Origin of the sequence: Streptomyces sp. NPDC041068 (assembly GCF_040647455.1) — a bacterium.
Taxonomy (GTDB): Bacteria; Actinomycetota; Actinomycetes; order Streptomycetales; family Streptomycetaceae; genus Streptomyces.
The window spans coordinates 1-2,953 of the sequence record NZ_JBEZCG010000053.1 but is presented as its reverse complement, the minus strand read 5'-3'; the positions used below and the strand labels follow the sequence as shown (position 1 = coordinate 2,953).

Sequence of the window (2,953 nt, the reverse complement as noted above, 5' to 3'; positions counted from 1 at the left end):
GCGGGAACGGAATACACCGCACCACCGTCACACGCTGGTGGTGGCCCGTCTTCTCCGACACCCGTGACGCCTACGCGTCCAGGCTGCACGCGCTCGGCGTTCCGGAAGCCATCACTCAGGAGATCCTCGGGCACGAGCGGGGTGGCAAGGTCACGTGGATCTATACGCACGCGGCGGCGGACTACGCGGGCCAGGTCCTCGCAGCGTTGGAGGACGGGAAACCGGGTGCGACGCTCAGGGATGTCGGGCGTCGGCTGCATACGGTGCCAGCCGTGTGAGTGCCGGTGTCTCAACCTTCGATCTACGTTGCGATGCTCGGTTTGTTGCGGTACCAGCAGTTTGCAGGTGGTGGCGGGGTGGCTGTCGGCGTGTGCCGGGGTGCCGTCGATGTTCATCAGGCACTTTCACCGAATGGGCCCGCTAAGTGGTGGAGGTGCGACGGTCTGTCCACTGTGGGAGGGCAAACAGTCGTCCCCTGACAGGCGGTGAATCTCGGTGTCCGTCCCCCATCGTCCGGCCACGCTTTTCCTGGCCTTCTTCCTCGCGCTCGCCGTAGCGCCCGCAGCACCGGCCAGCGCCGGAGCGCAGGACCCGCCTGCGACTTTGAAATCGGACAGTCTCACCGCCCACAAGGACGACCGCTCCCCCGGCATCCGGGCGACCCTGAGCGTGTACGTCCCCAGGAAGAAGGACGGGGGGCAGAACTGCCTCGATGTGTGGCAGGTGGGGGTGGCGGTGCGCCCTGGCGGACAGGGGTCGGACTACTCCCCCTCAATCAACGAGAAGACAGAAATCTGCTCCGGCGCCCACAAGGTCTTCACCACCGAGCCCAAAACGCTTCCGCCGGGAGCGACGTACTACGGCTACTACCTGACCCGCGACAAGTACGGGAAAGCAGAGTGGCACAGCCTCACCAAAGAGGTCCCCGTGACCGTAACCCCCAAGCCGGACTTCACGACTGGCCGCGAGCACGTCTTTGACGAGGATTTCAGAGACCCGGAGGCCAGCCAGAAAAGGTGGAACAACACCAAGAGCGGTGCCTACGAATGGAACGACAAGCTGCTGGGGCCGAACGACAAGTTCGGCACCATCAACCCGAAGGACAACAAGCTGGACCGGATCACTCCTGGCCGGGTGACGGTAGCGAACGGGCAGGCGAGGTTCACCGCCAAACCGGACGGCCCATCTCTGCCGCCGGTGAAGGACCCGAATACGGGTGACCCTCTGCCCGAGAGCTGCGGCAAGGACAAGAACCCGGAAAAGAACCCGGAAAAGAAGCTGGACAAGGGCAACCCGGACAACAAGGAGAACGTAACTAAGAGCTGGAATACCGGGCTGCTGACGACCCAGGATTCCCGGGATCCCAAGTTCAGAGGCGGCTTCACGGTCCAGCCTGGCGACTATGTGGAGACCCACGTCGAGCTGCCCACCCAGAAAGATTCCTGGCCGACAGGTGCCTGGCCAGCTCTGTGGACGTGGGGTGCCCGCAATCCGGAAAAGCTCCCCGAGGATCCCGGGAAATGGGAAGGCGACAAAGGTGAGGTCGACTCCTTCGAGTACCACCCCGGCCCGGACCCGGGCATGGGCAACCCGCACCTGCTGGAGCTCACCAACCGCGTACGGAAGCCCAACCCGACGGCTCACTACACCGACACTCGGGACATCGCCCCGGGCAAGTGGGTGAAGATCGGTACGTACTACGGCAGGGATTCGGTCGACTGGTACGTCAACGACGTCAAGGTCTTCTCCGACAAGGAAGGCGTGCCCGAGGGCTGGAAGGCGTACCTGATCCTGAACCTGTCCGTAAGCGGCAACTGCTACGGCCGACAGCCCCAGCCCAAGGACAAAGGTGAGATCGGCTATTCCGCCGACTACGTGCACGTCTGGCGCTGAGCCTCGATCCACCGCGTAATCAGAGATCACGCGGTGGATCGAGGCTGATCTCGTAGCCGGGCGGTGTCGGTGCCGCCCGGCATCATGCCCAGCATCGAGGGACCGAAGGGACTGGCGTGTGAAGGCCGATGAGATCCACTTGAGCTACACCGACCCCATGACCGGGAAGGGGCCGCGCGAGAAGCGGTACCGCGAGGTGCAAGTGGCTGGCGCTACCCCGAGACCCGCTCTGGAATGGCCCCCGCTACCGGCTGGTCAAGCGAGGCCCGAGGCAGTGGTGAGCGGTGCCCAGCGACCCGAACCGGTATGAGCAGGTGGGGCCATGGCCCAGTGAGCGGTGTGCATCGTGAAGTTGCTGGTGTTGGCTCTGGTGTGCGTGGGGTTTCGGGTACTCGCCCTGGTCATGGACGGATGACTTCGGTGAAGATCGTCGGTCAGCGGGAGACCTCGCGGTTCGTCAGGACCAGCAGGACCCTGACCAGGGCAGCCGCCCACTTCGGGGCGGTGCGGACCTTGCCGAGCACCCTCCAGTTCTTCAGGTGGGCGAAGCCGTGCTCGACGGGCGCCCGTACTGCGGCGAGCGCGGTGTTGGACAGCTTCTGACCACGTGTCAGGGGGTGGTTCCGGGTGGCCTTGTAGCCTGTGATCACCGCCGGGTCGGTGTCCGGATCGCTGTCGTCGAGGCCGGTAAACCCGAGGTCGGCGATGGCGCCGAGTCCGGCTGCCCGCAGGCGGGTGGTGAGTTTGTCGTGGCGGCAGGCGGTGATCTCCGACGTGCGTCCGGGCCGTGCCGCGGAGACCCAGAGCAGTCGGCCGTTCTCGTCGGTGAGGGCGATGACGAGCAGGCCATGGCACTTGCTCTTGCCCGAGTAGTTCTTCCGGTTCTCGCTTCCGGTGCGCCGCCGGGTGCGGATGAGGGAGCCGTCCAGCAGGACGATGCCGCCGCCCTTTCGGGCGATCTTCTTCAACGCCCGGTCCAGGCGCGGGGCGCGGGCGGCCAGCAGATGGACGACTTCGCGGACCCAGCGTGTGACGGTGGTGCGGTGTATTCCGTTCCCGT

The 2,953-nt window shown here is 65.3% G+C and carries 2 protein-coding genes and 1 pseudogene; 2 read left to right on the top strand and 1 reads right to left on the bottom strand.

All coding sequences use genetic code 11. The features are described from left to right. Positions 1 to 278: pseudogene (locus tag AB0B50_RS44610) on the top strand (hypothetical protein); the annotation flags it as partial. Positions 279 to 495: 217 nt separating this feature from the next. After that, complete coding sequence (locus AB0B50_RS44605) at positions 496 to 1,893, top strand: hypothetical protein (protein WP_362343850.1); 1,398 nt, start codon at positions 496 to 498, stop codon at positions 1,891 to 1,893. A gap of 434 nt (positions 1,894 to 2,327) precedes the next feature. Here the strand turns inward: AB0B50_RS44605 and AB0B50_RS44600 are convergent. Then, positions 2,328 to 2,953: transposase family protein (locus AB0B50_RS44600; RefSeq protein ID WP_362343847.1), on the bottom strand; the 626-nt coding region annotated here is incomplete at its 5' end.